Here is a 15,199-nt window from a genome sequence, read left to right on the forward strand (position 1 = left end):
CGGGGGAGAGCCCGGGGACGAGCGGCCGGGCGACGGGCGGCACGACGGCGCGGGGGCCGCGGGCGGCCGGGCCCAGGACGGGCCGGGGGCCGACGGGCCGCACGGGTCCGGGGCGCGGCGGGAGGCGCCGGGCGGCGACTGGGAGCGGCGGCTGGCCGAGGGCCTGCGCTTCCTGCGCCGCCGGATCACCGGCGAGTACGAGGTCGACGACTTCGGGTACGACGAGGAGCTGACCGAGCAGGTGCTGCGGCCGGTGTTCCGGCCGCTGTTCGAGAAGTACTTCCGCGTCGACGTGAAGGGCGTGGAGAACGTGCCCGGGACCGGCGGCGCGCTGGTCGTCGCCAACCACTCCGGGGTGATCCCGTTCGACGGGGCGATGCTCCAGCTCGCGCTCCGCGAGCGGCACCCGGCGGGCCGACACCTGCGGCTGCTCGCCGCCGACCTGGTGTTCGTGCTGCCGTTCATGAGCGAGCTGGCGCGCAAGGCGGGGCACACGGTGGCGTGCGCCGAGGACGCCCAAGTCCTGCTGGAGCGGGGCGAGGTGGTCGGGGTCATGCCCGAGGGGTTCAAGGGGATCGGCAAGCCGTTCGCCCAGCGGTACAAGCTCCAGCGCTTCGGCCGGGGCGGGTTCGTGGCCACGGCGCTGCGGGCCGGGGTGCCGATCGTGCCGTGCTCGATCGTCGGGGCGGAGGAGATCTACCCCATGGTCGGGAACGTGAAGACCCTCGCCCGGCTGCTGAACATCCCGTACTTCCCGCTGACGCCGACCTTCCCGTGGCTGGGGCCGCTGGGGGTGCTGCCGCTGCCGACGAAGTGGACGATCCAGTTCGGCGAGTCGATTCCCACCGACGGGTACGCGCCGGAGGCCGCGGACGACCCGATGCTGACCTTCAACCTGACCGACCAGGTGCGGGAGACCATCCAGCACACGCTCTACCAGCTGCTGGTGGAGCGGCGGTCGGTGTTCTTCTGACGCCTTCGCGCGACCTGCCCCGCCTGCGCGGCCTTCGCGCGCGGGCGGGGGCGGCAGCGTGGGTACGCGGGTGGGCCCGCGGAGCGCTGCTCCGCGGGCCCACCCGCATCGGACGGCACCGGCCCGGCCTACTTCGGACTCTCCTCCCCGCCGCCGCTCAGCCCCAGGCCGGGGAGGAGGCCCGGGAGCAGCGGCGGGATGGTGATGTCCGGCTGGGTCGTCCTGCCGTCCTGGTCCGACTTGCCGACCGACGGGCTCGCGCTGGGGTCCTCGGGCTGCCCGAGCACGCCGCCGAGCAGGCCCTGGGGCTTCTCCGCGCTGGACGCGGACGGGCGCGGCTGGCCGCTCCCGGAGTCCGCCGGGCGGCTGTCGCGCTGCGGCGACGCGGAGGGCGAGGGCCGGGCCGTACGCCCCGGCTCGGCGCGGGCGGTGTGCTCCTCGCGCATCCGCTCGGGGCGGATCCCGCCGCCGTGCTCGCCGGGCAGCAGCGCCCGCAGCGGACCGACCTCGTGGTCTATGGCGTCGAGCACCGAACTCACCTGGTCGCCGACGTCGAAGAGTTGGGCCGGGAGCATGTCGCGCAGCCTGGTCCAGCCCGCACGGTGGTCGGTGGAGAAGGACGACAGCGTCTTCAGCGCGCCCAGGGAGCCGTCCCGCTCGTAGACCCCGTGCAACAGGCGGTGGCCCTCGGCGGCGTCGTGGCGCATGCCGGAGAGGGCCTTGCGGATCTCGCGCAGCGACTCGTGGTCCAAATCCCCGGAGCGGCCCCGCTCCATCAGGCGGCGCGCCTCGCCCATCCGCGTCGCCGCCTGGTGCAGGTACAGGCGGCCGCGGGCGGCGTCGCCGTGTGCCATCTCCAGCTTCAGGTCCTCCATGCCGCGCTTGAGCCCGTAGAGCGTGTCGCCCGGCAGCGCGTCGGAACTGGCGGCGGCGACCCCGCCGAACGCGCCCGCCGCCACGCCCACGGTCAGGCTGCCCGCGGCCAGGCCCTTGGACCATCGGGAGCGGGGCTTGAGACGGCCGAGGCGCCGCCGCGGGCCGGCCTCGGGCCGCGGCTCGGGCACCCGGGAGGCGCGCTCGGCGTTCGCCGCCTGGGTGGCGGCCATGAGCCGCGCCCGCTGCGCGGCCCGGACGTCGGGGTCCAACTGCGGTGCGGGCAGCCTGCGCAGGCCGCCCGTCAGGGCCAGCATCCGGTCCCGCTCGGCCTGCTCGGCCGAGGGGGCGGGCCGTCCTTCGGCCGAGCCGTCGGTCAGATCCGGATGGGAGGCGAAGTCCAGCTCGTCGAGCGGGTCCGCCGGATCCGGAAGATGTCGGAGAGCCCGGTCGAGGTCCTGGTCCTGACCGCCCAGGGTGCTGCGGCTCCGGCTCCCCAGAGCCTCCAGCGCCTCCAGCGCCTGGGCGAAGGCGTGCGCCCGCCGGTGTGCCGATACGTTCGCGATCACTGGCGGCACCTCCTCTCGTCATGACGGTCGACTCCCCAGGGCACCGGGAAAGTTGCACGCCGCGAACGCGGCCACCCGATCGAGTGAGTGGCGACGGGCACGGCGTTTACCGGAGGGAGCCTGCACCCCGCTCAACGAGCGACGCGCGGCCGGGGTTACGCCCTGACGATGATCGGACCGGTCCGCAGCCGCCAAGTTACCGAGAGTTATTGAAGGTCAGCGGGCGTCGTCCGGCAGGAGCCTGGCGAGCGTGCGCACCGCGCGGTACTGAAGGGTCTTGATCGCGCCCTCGTTCTTGCCCATGACGCGCGCGGTCTCGGCGACCGACAGCCCCTGGAGGAAGCGCAGGGTCACGCACTCCTGCTGCTGCGGGTTGAGCTTGCGCACGGCCTGCAACAGGGCGGCGTTGGAAAGGGATTCGAGGACGGAGTCCTCCGGGCTGCGCTCGACCTCGTTCGCGTCCAGCATCTCGCCGGTGGTGACCTCCAGCCGGAAGCGGCTGGACTTGAAGTGGTCGGCGACCAGGTTGCGCGCGATGGTCACCAGCCAGGCGCCGAAGTCGCGGCCCTGCCAGGTGAACGTGCCGATGCGGCGCAGCGCGCGCAGGAACGTCTCGCTGGTCAGGTCCTCGGCGGTCGCCTTGCCGCCCACCCGGTAGTAGATGTAGCGGTAGACGGTGTCCGCGTAACTGTCGTAGAGGCTGCCGAACGCCTCGGCCTCGCCGGACTGCGCCCGCTCGACGAGATCCATTATGCGGCGGCTGTCGCTGTCGGCGCCGGCCCTGCGCGCGGTGGGCGCGCTGCCGCCGCGGGAACGCCTGCCGATGGCCGCACTGCCGTCGGCCAGGGCGTAGCAGGGACCGGCCGGGCTGACCGGGCCGGCGGGCGCGGCGGCGGGGGCAGGGGCAGGGGCGGAGGCGGACGGGGACGGGGGCTCGGGGGCGGGCACGGGTGCGGGTGCGGCGAAGGCCGGGACGGCATACGCGGTGGGGACGAAGCCGCACAGTCGGTCGAAGACCGCTGCGCGCAGCGTAGCCAGGCCCGAGGCGTCAACCCCGACGTGTGAATACACGGGACTCCCAGAGGCAGAGCTTCCATCACGTGCAGTACGCGACCGTTCACCCGTCGTAGGGACATCTGGGTATCGGTTTGCGTCTGAGGAGAATAACGCTTCGTGTAGGTGACGCTACACCCAGTTGCTCAAATCATCGTTTCCGTCTGATCCGTTACTGAATGGTGACCATTTGGGTGCCGAATCCTGATCATGTTTTGATCGAACGGTGCCGATATTTGGCGAAGCGGAGGGCGGGATTTGGCATGTCCGTGTTCGCTTGGCTGGCCGGAGCCGTGCCGTAGAGATGACGTGGATTGATCGGGTCCGAACGGGGGGCGCCGGGGCGTGACCGGTACGCGGCGGCGCGCGCGGACCCCCGCCGCGCGGGGTACGGACGCCGGTCACACCGGGTGACGGGCGCGCGGCCCGGCCCGGGGCGGGCCCGGGAGCGCGGCCCCGTCGCTGCTCCGTCGCGGCCCGGGGCTCCGGCCGGGGGCTCCCGCCGGGACGGGTGGGGGAGGGTGTCGCGCCGGCATGCGCGGGAGGTGCGTTTCGGTGCCCGGGGTATCGGCGCGTCGGCGCGTCGCCCCGGCCGGCTCGGGCGCGTGCGGGGCGCGGGGGCTCGGCGTACGTCCGGGGAGGCCGTCCGGGGAGGACGTCCTGGGACGGTCGCCGTAAGGAAGCGCAGTGCGCGGAAGAACGTCCGGAGGGGGCGGCTAGCGGCGCTTGCGGTGCACGGCCACGGCGGCCACCGCGCCGCCCGCCACCGCGCCCACCCCGGCCGCCGCCGGGATGCCGACCTTGGCCGCCTTGCGGCCCGTACGGTAGTCGCGCAGCCGCCAGCCGTGCGCCCGCGCGTGCTTGCGCAGCCGGGCGTCCGGGTTCACCGCGTACGGGTGGCCGACCAGCGACAGCATCGGGATGTCGTTGGCGGAGTCGCTGTAGGCCGCGCAGCGGGACAGGTCCAGGTCCTCGGCCGCCGCCAGCGCCCGTACGGCCTCCGCCTTGGCCGGGCCGTGCAGCGGCTCGCCGACCAGCTTGCCGGTGTAGATGCCGCCCACGGACTCGGCGACCGTGCCCAGCGCGCCGGTCAGGCCCAGCCGCCGGGCGATGATCGTCGCCGACTCGACCGGGGCCGCGGTCACCAGCCACACCCGCTGCCCGGCGTCGAGGTGGGCCTGCGCCAGGGCGCGCGTGCCGGGCCAGATGCGCTCGGCCAGGTACTCGTCGTAGATCTCCTCGCCGATCCGCATCAGCTCGGAGACGCGGTGGCCCTTGACGATGGACAGGGCGCTGGCGCGCACGTCCTCCATGTGCGCCGGGTCCTCGACCCCCGCCAGCCGGAACCACGCCTGCTGCCAGGCGAAGCGCACCAGCTCGCGCTTGCGGAAGAAGTGCCGCTTGTACAGGCCGCGGCCGAAGTAGAAGAGCGCCGCGCCCTGCATGACGGTGTTGTCCAGGTCGAAGAAGGCGGCGGCGCGGTCGTCGCCCGCGACGGGGAACTCCGGCTCTCCCCCGGCCGCCCCGGCGGGCTCGGCCAGTTCGGCCAGCTCGACCGACGTCTTGCGCGCGGCCTCGGCGGCGGCCTCCCCGGCCAGCACGCTCCGTGCGGTCGTCGGTCTGCGGCGGGTGAACCAGGCCCGTCGGAAGGGTGTCCGGAAGGGGCTCTTGCCGAAGTGGCGGCCGGGCGACGGGTGGGACATGACAGCGAGGATAGCCAGGTGCGCCGGATGTGCCGTTACGACGGGATGTCGCGGGGATTCACCCCCGGCGACGTTCCGGTTGCCGGCCCCGGCGGGCCGGGAGCGCCGGACCGGGCCCCGGGGCCGTCTGTCCGCGCGCTTCCGTTACGGCGTGCGGGAGCGTACGGACGGCGGCGTACCGGCCGACGGTGTGCGGGTCCGCGCGGGTCGCGGCGGCCCCGCGGGCGGACCGGCGCGCGTCCCGCTGCCGCCCGCGCGCGGCGCTCGCGGGCGTACGTACGCGCGTGTCGGCGCCCCGGCCCGGGCGCGTGTCGGCGCCCCGGCCCGCGGCCGCCCGCCCTCAGCCGCCGAGGGCCTTCCGCAGCCGCGCCGGGTCCACCCGCCAGAAGTCGTGCTGCTCGCCGTCCACGAGGACCACCGGGATCTGCTCCCAGTAGGCGCGGTACAGCTCCGGGTCCTCGGTGATGTCCTTCTTCTCCCAGCGCGCGCCCAGCTCACCGCACACCTGCTCGACCACGGCTTGTGCGTCGTCGCACAAGTGACAGCCGGGCTTGCCGATCAGCGTCACAACGCGCTCGGCCGGGCTTTTCCGGGCGGAGCGCAGGCGCGGAAGAGGGCTCATACTGGCCATTGTGCCCTGGCCCGTATCCGCCGGTGGCGGGCGCGGGAACAGGGTGGCCAGGGGCGTCGGGGAGGAGCCGCCGGTGGTTCCGCGGCGGGGCCGACAGGCCGCGTGACACCCGTCACTTTGGTTGGACAAAGCGGACACCATCTTTGTGCACGCGTTCACAAAGACTTAGCCTGCTGTGTGACAGGGCGGTTTCAAGGGACGCGACCGCCCTCAGCCTCGCGCTACCCGCAGGAGCAACGTGGCAACTGGCCGAACGCACCGACCGGCGACCCGGAGCCGAGGGATTCCCGAGGCCACGGTCGCCCGGCTTCCGTTGTACCTGCGGGCCCTGACGGCGCTCTCGGAGCGCTCGGTGCCCACGGTCTCCTCCGAGGAGCTGGCGGCGGCGGCCGGAGTGAATTCGGCCAAGTTGCGCAAGGACTTCTCCTACCTCGGCTCCTACGGCACCCGCGGCGTCGGGTACGACGTCGAGTACCTCGTCTACCAGATCTCGCGCGAGCTGGGCCTGACCCAGGACTGGCCCGTGGTGATCGTGGGGATCGGCAACCTCGGCGCCGCCCTCGCCAACTACGGCGGGTTCGCCTCCCGCGGCTTCCGCGTCGCCGCGCTGATCGACGCCGACCCGCAGCTGACCGGGAAGCCGGTCGCGGGCATCGCGGTGCGGCACACCGACGAGCTGGAGAAGATCATCGGCGAGAGCGGGGTGTCGATCGGCGTCATCGCCACCCCGGCCGGTGCCGCACAGCAGGTCTGCGACCGGCTCGTCAGCGCGGGCGTGACCTCCATCCTCAACTTCGCGCCCACCGTCCTGGCCGTGCCGGACGGGGTGGACGTGCGCAAGGTCGACCTGTCGATCGAGTTGCAGATCCTCGCCTTCCACGAGCAGCGCAAGGCGGGGGAGGAGGCGGCGGCCCACGCTCAGGCGGCGGAGGCGGTCGCCGGCCACGCGCCGGCGGCGCCCGCCGCCCGGGGCGGCCGCCGGGCCGCCACCGCCGCCACCGCCGCCGGTACCGCCGGTGCGGCGAGCGCCGACGGCGGTCGGCAGGGACCTGACGGGGACGTGCCCGCGGTGATGCCGGCATGAGCCTCCTCGTCGTCGGCCTCGGGCACCGCAGCGCGCCGGTCAGCGTGCTGGAGCGCGTCGCGCTCGTACCCGACCAGCAGGTCAAGCTGCTCCAGGACACGCTGGCCGCCGAGCCCGCCACCGAGGCCGTGGTGCTCGCCACCTGCAACCGCGTCGAGCTGTACGCGGACGTGGACAAGTTCCACGCCGGGGTCGCCGAGCTGTCCACGCTGCTCGCGCAGCACACGGGCGTGAGCCTGGAGGAGCTGACCCCGTACCTGTACGTGCACTACGAGGACCGGGCCGTCCACCACCTGTTCTCGGTGGCCTGCGGCCTGGACTCGATGGTCGTCGGCGAGGGCCAGATCCTCGGCCAGGTGCGCGACGCCCTCGCGCTCGGCCAGGAGCTGCACACCGCGGGCCGGCTGCTGAACGACCTGTTCCAGCAGGCGCTGCGGGTCGGCAAGCGGGCGCACAGCGAGACCGGCATCGACAGGGCGGGCCAGTCGCTCGTCAGCTTCGGCCTGGAGCAGCTGGCCGGCCCGGTGCCGGTGCGGGAGTGGGCGGCGGGGCGGCGCGCGCTGGTCATCGGCGCCGGGTCCATGTCGTCGCTGGCCGCGACCACCCTCGCGCGCGCGGGCGTGTCCGAACTGGTCATCGCCAATCGCACGCTCGTACGGGCGCGGCGGCTCGCGTCCGCCCTGACCGCCGCCGCGGAGGCGTCCGCCGCGACCGCGGCCGTGGGCGAGGGAACGGTTCCCCCGGCCCGTACGGTGCGCGCCGTGCCCATGGCGGACGTGCCCGGCGAGCTGCCGTACGCCGACATCGTCGTGTCCTGTACGGGCGCGACCGGGCTCGTGCTGTCGGCGGACGCCCTGCGGGCGGCGGTGGCGCGCCGCGCCGAGCCGGCGGACCGGGCCCGTACGGACGCGGAGGGCGCGCCGGGCGGCTCCTCCGGCCCCGCCCCGCTCGCCGTGCTCGACCTGGCCATGCCGCGCGACATCGATGCCGCCGCGCACGGCGTCGAGGGCCTGCGGCTGGTGGACATCGAGTCCCTGGCCGAGGCGTCCGCCACCGCCCCCATGGCCGCCGACGTGGGCCAGGTCCGCGCCATCATCTCCGCCGAGGTCGGGGCCTTCGGCGCCGCCCAGCGCGCCGCGCGCATCACTCCGACCGTCGTGGCGCTGCGTACGATGGCGGCGGACGTCGTCGCGAGCGAGATCGCCCGGCTCAACGGGCGCCTCCCCGACCTGGACGACAAGCAGCGCGCCGAGATCACGCAGACCGTGCGGCGCGTCGTGGACAAGCTGCTGCACGCGCCCACCGTGCGGGTCAAGCAGCTCGCTGGCCGCCCCGGAGGCGCCGGGTACGCGGAGGCCCTGCGGGAGCTGTTCGACCTGGACCCGCAGGCCGTGGCCGCGCTGAGCAGGGCCGACACGGCCGATCCAAGCGGGCCGGAGCGAGGAGGAGAGGCATGACCGCGACTCCGCACGCCACCGCCGCCCGCGCCGCCGTCCACCGCGCCGCTGCCGCCTGTGCTGCCGCGCGTACCGCCGTCGGCCGCGCTGCCACCGGCCCGGGGACCGAGGCCGCCGAACCTCTCAGTGCCCGCGCCGCCGCCCGCCACCCGCGGCCGGAGCGCGCCGGGCGGCCCGTACCCGAGCCGCCGCCCCACCTCATGCCGCCCGCCCCCGGCCAGGGGGCTACGGCCGCCGGTCCCGCCGCACCCCGCGGCGTACCCGCCGACCGGCTTGCCGCGCCCGGCGCCCCGCACGCGCGGGATGCCAAGGCGTCCGAGCGTTCCCTGTCCGCCGCCCTGGAGGCCGGTCGCGGCGCGCCCCGCGGCGCGGCGCGCTCCGGCCTGCTGAGCGACGGCCAGGGTGCCACCCAAGCGCGCCCGCGAGAGGCCACCGGCCTCCCGCCCGCGCGGAAGTCCACCATCGGCCGCCTTCCCACGCCGCCCGGCGTCGCCGCGGCCCCGTCCCCCGGGTCTCCCGGGACGGGCCGCGCCATCGCCGCACGCGCGGGAGGACCGGCCGGTCCTACGGGGGAGCGAGCCTGTTGAACCCCACGACCCCAAACCTCCCCGGTTGCGGACACGTCACCTTCCTCGGTGCGGGCCCCGGCGACCCCGGCCTGCTGACGCTGCGCGCCGTGGAGGCGCTCGGCGCCGCCGACGTGCTGATCGCCGATCCGCAGGTGCTCGACGTGGTGCGTCGGCACGTCAGGCCCGGCGTGGCCGCCGAGGCGCAGGGCGCGCCGCAGCCCGAGAGCCACCCCCTGACGAACGGTCACGTCCCCGTGTTGCGGGATGCGGCCAATCTTGTCATGGCGGCCGCGCGCACCGGCAGGCGGGTCGTCCGCGCGGTCGCGGGCGACCCCGGCCTCGACGGGTACGCGTCCGAGGAGATGCTGGCCTGCGCCGCCGAGGGCGTCGTCTTCGAGGTGGTGCCGGGCGTGGCGTCCCTGGTCGGCGTGCCCGCGTACGCGGGCGTGCCGCTGCGCGACGCGCAGGGCGCGGACGTCCGGTTCGTGGACGCCCGTACGGCCGGCGACCGCTGCTGGAGCGAGCTGGGCGCCTCGGACGCGACCGCCGTGGTCTCCGCGACCCTGGAGACGGTCGTCTCCGCCGCCGCCGAGCTGGTGGCCGCGGGCCGCAAGCCGGACACGCCGCTGACGGTCACCGTGGCGGGCACCACCACCCGGCAGCGCACCTGGACGGCGACGCTGGGCACGGTGGCCCAGGTGCTCAAGGCCGCCAAGGTGCTGCCGTCGCCGCAGGGCGGCCAGCCGGTGATAGCCGTCGTCGGCGAGCGCAGCGCGGCGGCGCAGCGCGATCAGCTGGCGTGGTTCGAGTCCAAGCCGCTGTTCGGCTGGCAGGTGCTCGTACCGCGTACGAAGGAGCAGGCCGCGTCGCTGTCCGACCAGCTCAGGTCGTACGGCGCGGTGCCCAGCGAGGTGCCGACCATCGCCGTGGAGCCGCCGCGCACCCCGCAGCAGATGGAGCGGGCGGTCAAGGGCCTGGTCACCGGCCGGTACGAGTGGATCGCCTTCACGTCGGTCAACGCGGTGAAGGCGGTGCGCGAGAAGTTCGAGGAGTACGGGCTGGACGCGCGCGCGTTCGCCGGGATCAAGGTCGCGGCGGTGGGCGAGCAGACCGCCCGCGCGCTGGTCGAGTTCGGCGTCAAGCCGGACCTGGTGCCCAGCGGCGAGCAGTCGGCGGCGGGCCTGCTGGAGGACTGGCCGCCGTACGACCCGGTGTTCGACCCGATCGACCGGGTGTTCCTGCCGCGCGCGGACATCGCCACCGAGACCCTGGTGGCCGGGCTGATCGAGCTGGGCTGGGAGGTGGACGACGTGACGGCCTACCGGACCGTACGCGCCTCGCCGCCGCCCGCGGAGACCCGGGAGGCGATCAAGGGCGGCGGGTTCGACGCGGTCCTGTTCACGTCGTCCTCCACGGTGCGCAACCTGGTCGGCATCGCGGGCAAGCCGCACAACGTCACGGTGATCGCCTGCATCGGACCGGCCACCGCGAAGACCGCGGAGGAGCACGGCCTGCGGGTGGACGTGCTGTCCCCCGAGCCGTCGGTGCACAAGCTGGCACAGGCGCTGGCGGACTTCGGCGCGGCGCGGCGGCAGGCGGCGCTGGAGGCCGGCGACCCGGTGACCCGGCCGAGCGAGCGGCGGCCCGGTTCGCGCAGGAGGGCCCGGTCGTGAGCGGTCACGGACGTCATGGCGGTTTCCCGGCCGTCCGCCCGCGCCGCCTGCGCACCACCCCGGCCATGCGCCGGATGGTCGCCGAGACCCGGCTGCACCCGGCCGAGCTGATCCTGCCCGCCTTCGTACGGGAGGGCGTGCGCGAGCCGGTGCCGGTGGAGTCCATGCCGGGCGTCGTGCAGCACACGCGCGACTCGCTGCGGAAGGCGGCGGCCGAGGCGGTCGCGGCGGGTGTCGGCGGCATCATGCTCTTCGGCGTGCCGGAGGAGGCCAAGAAGGACGCGGTCGGCACGCCGGGCACCGACCCGGACGGCGTCCTCCAGGTGGCCATCCGGGACGTGCGCGCCGAGGTCGGCGACGACCTGGTGGTCATGTCCGACCTGTGCCTGGACGAGCACACCGACCACGGCCACTGCGGCGTGCTGGACGAGCGGGGCCGGGTCGACAACGACGCGACCCTGGAGCGGTACGCGGAGATGGCGCGTGCGCAGGCGGACGCGGGCGTGCACGTGGTCGGCCCGAGCGGCATGATGGACGGCCAGGTCGGCGTCGTCCGCGCGGCGCTGGACGCGGCGGGTCACCAGGACGTGTCGATCCTGGCCTACACCGTCAAGTACGCGTCGGCCTTCTACGGCCCGTTCCGGGAGGCGGTCGGCTCGTCGCTGACGGGCGACCGCAAGACCTACCAGCAGGACGGCGCCAACGCGCGCGAGGCCCTGCGCGAGCTGGCCCTGGACCTCGGCGAGGGCGCCGACATGGTGATGGTCAAGCCCGCGCTGCCGTACCTGGACGTGGTACGGCGGGTGGCGGACGCGGTCGACGTGCCGGTGGCCGCGTACCAGATCTCCGGCGAGTACGCCATGGTGGAGGCGGCGGCGGCCAACGGCTGGATCGACCGGGACCGGGCGATCATGGAGACACTGACGTCAGTGCGGCGCGCGGGCGCGGGGCTGGTGCTGACGTACTGGGCGGTGGAGGTCGCGCGGTGGCTGGGGGCGGGGCGGTAGGCCACCGGCGGGTTTGGTGATCAACGGCGCGCGGCCCGCTCCTTGATGCGCTCGTACACCGCGTCGTCCATGGCGTCGGGGCTCGACGGCCGTCCGCTGTCGAACACGGGCAGCTTCCGGCTCCGGCTCGGCAGGAAGAGGTAGTCGCCGCCGTGGCGGGGGAAGTCGGCGCTCAGCAGGGCCACCAGGCCGTCGTCGTCGCGGGCCACCACGACGGAGGCGTCACGGACCGGTCGACGGCCGTGGAGGTCGTCGCTCATGCCCCGTGTCACTCGTCACCTGGCCTGATGCGGCGGCGGCGCAGGAGTCGGGCGGCCCACTCGGTCGACTGGTCCACGGCCTGGGTCGGCTCGGCCGTCTTCTCGTCGGTCTCTCGGAGGGTGACGGTGTTGCGGAGGGTGTCCAGGCGGCGGTGCAGGGTGCGGTGGGTGACGTGCCGGTGCCATGCCTCCTCGACGGCGTGCACGGCGGTGGCGAGGAGGCCGACCGGGGTGCGGCGCGGGGGCGGTGCGGTGAGGCGCTGGACGTTGCGGGCGATGGTGGCGGCCTGGCAGGCGGGCAGGTCGCCGACGTGCGGCGTGTCGGGCGCGGCGGGTACGGCGGCGTTGGTGTGGCCCACGAGCAAGCGCCGCTCGATGAGGCCGGCGGAGATGTAGACGGCGGCTTCGATCCGGTCGGCCTGGGAGGACAGGGGGTCGAGGCCGACCATGATCAGGACCGTCCCGCCGGCTGCCGCCGCGGAGGTCCACGGGCGGGGGACGGTGATCTCCAGCGCGTGGTGGCGGCAGGTGTCGGGGCGCAGGCGGACGCGGGTGGGGGTGGTGAGGATGAGGCGCCTGCCGCAGTAGACCGGGTCGTCCGGGTCGTCGGCCAGGCCCAGGGCGGCGGCGAGGCGGAGCATCTGGTCCTCGACGTGGCCGGGCGGCTGGGCCTGGGGCCGGAGCCGGGGGTGGGTGATCAGCAGGCAGGAGACGGGGTGGCCGTTTCTGACCTCGACCCAGGCGCGGCTGCTGATCTCGTTGAACAGGGTGCAGGGGAGCCGGGCGTTCACGCGCTCACCGCCTGGGGTACGGCGCGGAACTCCAGCCAGACGCGCTTGCCGGACAGGGTCCACTCCACGCCCCACCGGTGGGCCGTCTTCTCGATCAGCGCCATGCCGCGTCCGGTCTCGGAGAGGTGGCCGGGCCGCCGTACGACGGGCGGGGCGGGCTCGGTGTCGGCGACGGCGAGGCGCAGCCCGGTGGGCTTGTCCTGGATGCTGATCAGGCAGGCCGGGCAGGTCGCGTGCTTGACGACGTTGGTCAGCAGCTCGGTCAGGCACAGCGTCACGTCGTCCGAGAGGTCGGCGCGGTCCCACAGGAACAGGATCGTGCGCACGATGCGGCGCACGGTCGCGATGGCCTCGGGGCAGGCGTCCAGGGACTGCTCGTAGCGCTGGACGTGTGCCTCCAGCGTGGTGGTCATGGGCTCCTCCGGGGGTGGGATCGGTACCCGGGCTGTGCGGCGGACTCGCGGGGGCGGGCGTTCGCCGTCTGGGGCGGGGTCCGTCGCTGTGGGGCCCGCCCCCTGCCGGGAGCCCTTCATGGACGGGGGAGCCATGATCCGCTCTTGCGTGGCAGGGGGCGGGGGTTCGGGGTGGCCGGCTTACGGGGTCGCGTCGCCCGCCGTCGCGTCGCCCGCCGTGTGGCGCCTGATCCGCTCGGCCAACTCCTCGGCGCGGCGGTGCAGTTCTTCCAGGGTCGGGCGGTCGTCGCCGTCCGGCTGCGGGTCCTGCTGGTCCGGTGCGGGGTCCTGACCGGTCATCGACTGCACCTCCGGAGTAGGCGAGCGCGTGGATAGCAACGCCTTGCGGGTCCAACTGTCGTTGGCCCCGAGGCTGATGACTCATAGATTGGACCGGTAAACCGGTCCAGTCAAGTGAGTGTCAACCTTCCGATCCCATCGGGTAGTTCTCCACCCGCTTCCACAACCCTTCGGCCGTGACGCCCTCCTCGCACACCAACGCCTGGCCGCTGCGGTCGTACGCGACATGCAGGTCCACTGCTACGGCCGTTGGGAGCTCCAGGCCCAGCAACTCCGCTTCGTCCTGGCGGGCGAGGCGTACCGTTGTGGTGTCGGTACCTCGGACCGGCGCCCTGCCGGTGGTGCGCGTCACGTAGTGAGTGGTTCCCTCGGCGATTGGCCCGGTCTGGGCGAGCCGTGGGCACTGCTCGACGATGTTCGCAGGGAACCAGGCGTTCACCAGCGTGAAGGGCGCCCCGTCCGCCGATAGCCCCAGCCTTGCACGGCGCAGAGCGTGACTGCCGGGCTCCAAGTTCAGCGCCTCGGCGATGTGTGCGGGCGGCTCTTCCATGGTCGGTGTACCAAGCCGCCGGAAGGGCCTCGCGCCGCTCACCCGGGCGGTCCCTGCCCCGCGGCGTCCGGCCGGACGCGCTATCGGAGTCTCGGTGACCGAAAACCCGGAACCCTGACGGGCCACCACGACACCATCGTTGCGCAGGACGTCCATGGCCTTGATGACCGTGGCCCGCGAGACGCCCCACTGTTCACAGAGGTCCCGACCGGACGGCAGAGTACTTCCGGGAGGGAATTCCCCATCGGTGATGCGCTGGCGTAGAGAGTCCACGATCTGCTCGTACTTCAGCTTGGGCATGGTCACTCCGATCGACATAACAGGTCAACCGGTCACGTTAGGCCACCGGGCTCTACTTCCGCCAAGGCCGTGGGTCAGAATTCGCCCCATGGACATCCCGCCACAGGTCGATCCCGAGATCATCGACTACTACAGCGAGACGTTCGATGAGGCCACCCGGTTGTCGGCCACCGCTGACGGCAGGCTGGAGTTGGTCCGTACGCAAGAGCTCCTGCGCCGACACCTGCCCGCCGCCCCGGCCGCCGTGCTCGATGTCGGTGGCGGCCCCGGCGCGCACGCGGCCTGGCTCGCCGAGGACGGATACGCGGTGCACGTCATCGACCCCGTCGCCCGGCACATCGACCAGGCCAGGGCGATCCCCGGCGTGACCGCCGAACTCGGGGACGCCCGGCACCTCCCCGCAGGCGACGGTGTCTACGACGCCGTGCTCGTCCTCGGCCCGCTGTACCACCTGCTCGACCGCGCGGACCGGCTCCAGGCGCTCAGTGAAGCGAAGCGGCTCGCGCGGCCGGGAGGGCTCGTCGCCGCAGCCGCGATCAACCGCTACGCGTCGCTCTTCGAGCACACCGCCACCACGTGGCTGGAGCGCGAGCGGGTCCACGACGCGGTGCGGGACATCCTGGCCACCGGGCGGCACGACCCGGGCCGCAAGGGCTTCACCGCCGCCTACTTCCACACCGGACCGGAGCTGGCGGAGGAGCTGCGGACCGCCGGACTGGCCGACGTCACGGTGTACGGCGTCGAAGGGCCCACCTGGTCCCTGCTGAAGGCCGCCGAGCAGCACACCGGCGAATCTCTTGTCGACTCGCCCATGTTCGGCGCGGCCCTGGCCGCCGCCCGCCTCGCCGAACCGTACCCGGACCTGCTGGCCGCCGGTTCCCACCTGCTTGCCGTCGCCCGTGCCTGAAGGCTGAGGACCGTCACCAGGTCACCACCAGATCCGCCCGCCCCCGC

General features: G+C 74.2%; 15 protein-coding genes. 6 read left to right on the forward strand and 9 right to left on the reverse strand.

The features are described 5' to 3' along the window. Positions 1–973: lysophospholipid acyltransferase family protein (locus RKE29_RS19770; RefSeq protein WP_312006791.1), on the forward strand; the 973-nt coding region annotated here is incomplete at its 5' end. Positions 974–1,101: 128 nt separating this feature from the next. Here RKE29_RS19770 and RKE29_RS19775 read toward each other — a convergent pair. From RKE29_RS19775 to RKE29_RS19790, 4 genes are all read right to left on the reverse strand, one after another. Next, positions 1,102–2,415: a DUF5667 domain-containing protein gene (locus RKE29_RS19775; RefSeq protein ID WP_312006792.1), complete on the reverse strand. Its 1,314-nt coding sequence runs from the start codon at positions 2,413–2,415 to the stop codon at positions 1,102–1,104. Positions 2,416–2,631: 216 nt separating this feature from the next. Next, the gene (locus RKE29_RS19780; RefSeq protein WP_312006793.1) at positions 2,632–3,486 is read right to left on the reverse strand and encodes an ECF subfamily RNA polymerase sigma factor, BldN family; all 855 of its coding nucleotides are present in this window, start codon (positions 3,484–3,486) and stop codon (positions 2,632–2,634) included. Between the two features lie 698 nt (positions 3,487–4,184). Continuing rightward, the gene (locus RKE29_RS19785) at positions 4,185–5,171 is read right to left on the reverse strand and encodes an HAD-IB family hydrolase (protein WP_312006794.1); all 987 of its coding nucleotides are present in this window, start codon (positions 5,169–5,171) and stop codon (positions 4,185–4,187) included. Between the two features lie 340 nt (positions 5,172–5,511). Beyond that, a complete protein-coding gene (locus RKE29_RS19790) occupies positions 5,512–5,793 on the reverse strand; it encodes a glutaredoxin family protein (protein ID WP_312006795.1) in 282 nt (93 codons plus the stop codon). 247 nt (positions 5,794–6,040) lie between these two features. Here RKE29_RS19790 and RKE29_RS19795 point away from each other — a divergent pair, with 247 nt between their 5' ends. From RKE29_RS19795 to hemB, 4 genes are all read left to right on the forward strand, one after another. After that, the gene (locus RKE29_RS19795; protein WP_312006796.1) at positions 6,041–6,886 is read left to right on the forward strand and encodes a redox-sensing transcriptional repressor Rex; all 846 of its coding nucleotides are present in this window, start codon (positions 6,041–6,043) and stop codon (positions 6,884–6,886) included. Further along, positions 6,883–8,343, forward strand: a complete 1,461-nt coding sequence (locus RKE29_RS19800) for a glutamyl-tRNA reductase (RefSeq protein WP_312006797.1) — start codon at positions 6,883–6,885, stop codon at positions 8,341–8,343. The genes RKE29_RS19795 and RKE29_RS19800 overlap by 4 nt, the downstream gene beginning before the upstream one ends. A gap of 583 nt (positions 8,344–8,926) precedes the next feature. Further along, entirely contained in the window at positions 8,927–10,585 is a 1,659-nt protein-coding gene (locus tag RKE29_RS19805) for a bifunctional uroporphyrinogen-III C-methyltransferase/uroporphyrinogen-III synthase (RefSeq protein WP_312006798.1), read from the forward strand. Beyond that, positions 10,582–11,592, forward strand: a complete 1,011-nt coding sequence (gene hemB / locus RKE29_RS19810; protein WP_312006799.1) for a porphobilinogen synthase — start codon at positions 10,582–10,584, stop codon at positions 11,590–11,592. Before RKE29_RS19805 ends, hemB begins: the two co-directional genes overlap by 4 nt. A 20-nt stretch (positions 11,593–11,612) precedes the next feature. Here hemB and RKE29_RS19815 read toward each other — a convergent pair whose 3' ends face one another. From RKE29_RS19815 to RKE29_RS19835, 5 genes are all read right to left on the reverse strand, one after another. After that, positions 11,613–11,852 carry a hypothetical protein gene (locus RKE29_RS19815; RefSeq protein WP_312006800.1) on the reverse strand — a complete coding sequence of 80 codons (240 nt, stop codon included), beginning with the start codon at positions 11,850–11,852 and terminating at the stop codon, positions 11,613–11,615. Positions 11,853–11,860: 8 nt separating this feature from the next. Beyond that, positions 11,861–12,643, reverse strand: a complete 783-nt coding sequence (locus RKE29_RS19820; RefSeq protein ID WP_312006801.1) for a hypothetical protein — start codon at positions 12,641–12,643, stop codon at positions 11,861–11,863. After that, entirely contained in the window at positions 12,640–13,056 is a 417-nt protein-coding gene (locus RKE29_RS19825; RefSeq protein ID WP_312006803.1) for an ATP-binding protein, read from the reverse strand. The genes RKE29_RS19820 and RKE29_RS19825 overlap by 4 nt, the downstream gene beginning before the upstream one ends. Before the next feature lie 180 nt (positions 13,057–13,236). Further along, a complete protein-coding gene (locus RKE29_RS19830; protein WP_312006805.1) occupies positions 13,237–13,395 on the reverse strand; it encodes a hypothetical protein in 159 nt (52 codons plus the stop codon). A gap of 121 nt (positions 13,396–13,516) precedes the next feature. Further along, complete coding sequence (locus tag RKE29_RS19835; protein ID WP_312006806.1) at positions 13,517–14,245, reverse strand: GntR family transcriptional regulator; 729 nt, start codon at positions 14,243–14,245, stop codon at positions 13,517–13,519. A gap of 88 nt (positions 14,246–14,333) precedes the next feature. Between RKE29_RS19835 and RKE29_RS19840 the strand changes: the two genes are divergently transcribed. Beyond that, complete coding sequence (locus RKE29_RS19840) at positions 14,334–15,152, forward strand: methyltransferase domain-containing protein (protein ID WP_312006807.1); 819 nt, start codon at positions 14,334–14,336, stop codon at positions 15,150–15,152. The last annotated feature ends 47 nt before the right edge of the window (positions 15,153–15,199 follow it).

This window comes from Streptomyces sp. B1866, from assembly GCF_031932565.1.
GTDB lineage: Bacteria > Actinomycetota > Actinomycetes > Streptomycetales > Streptomycetaceae > Streptomyces.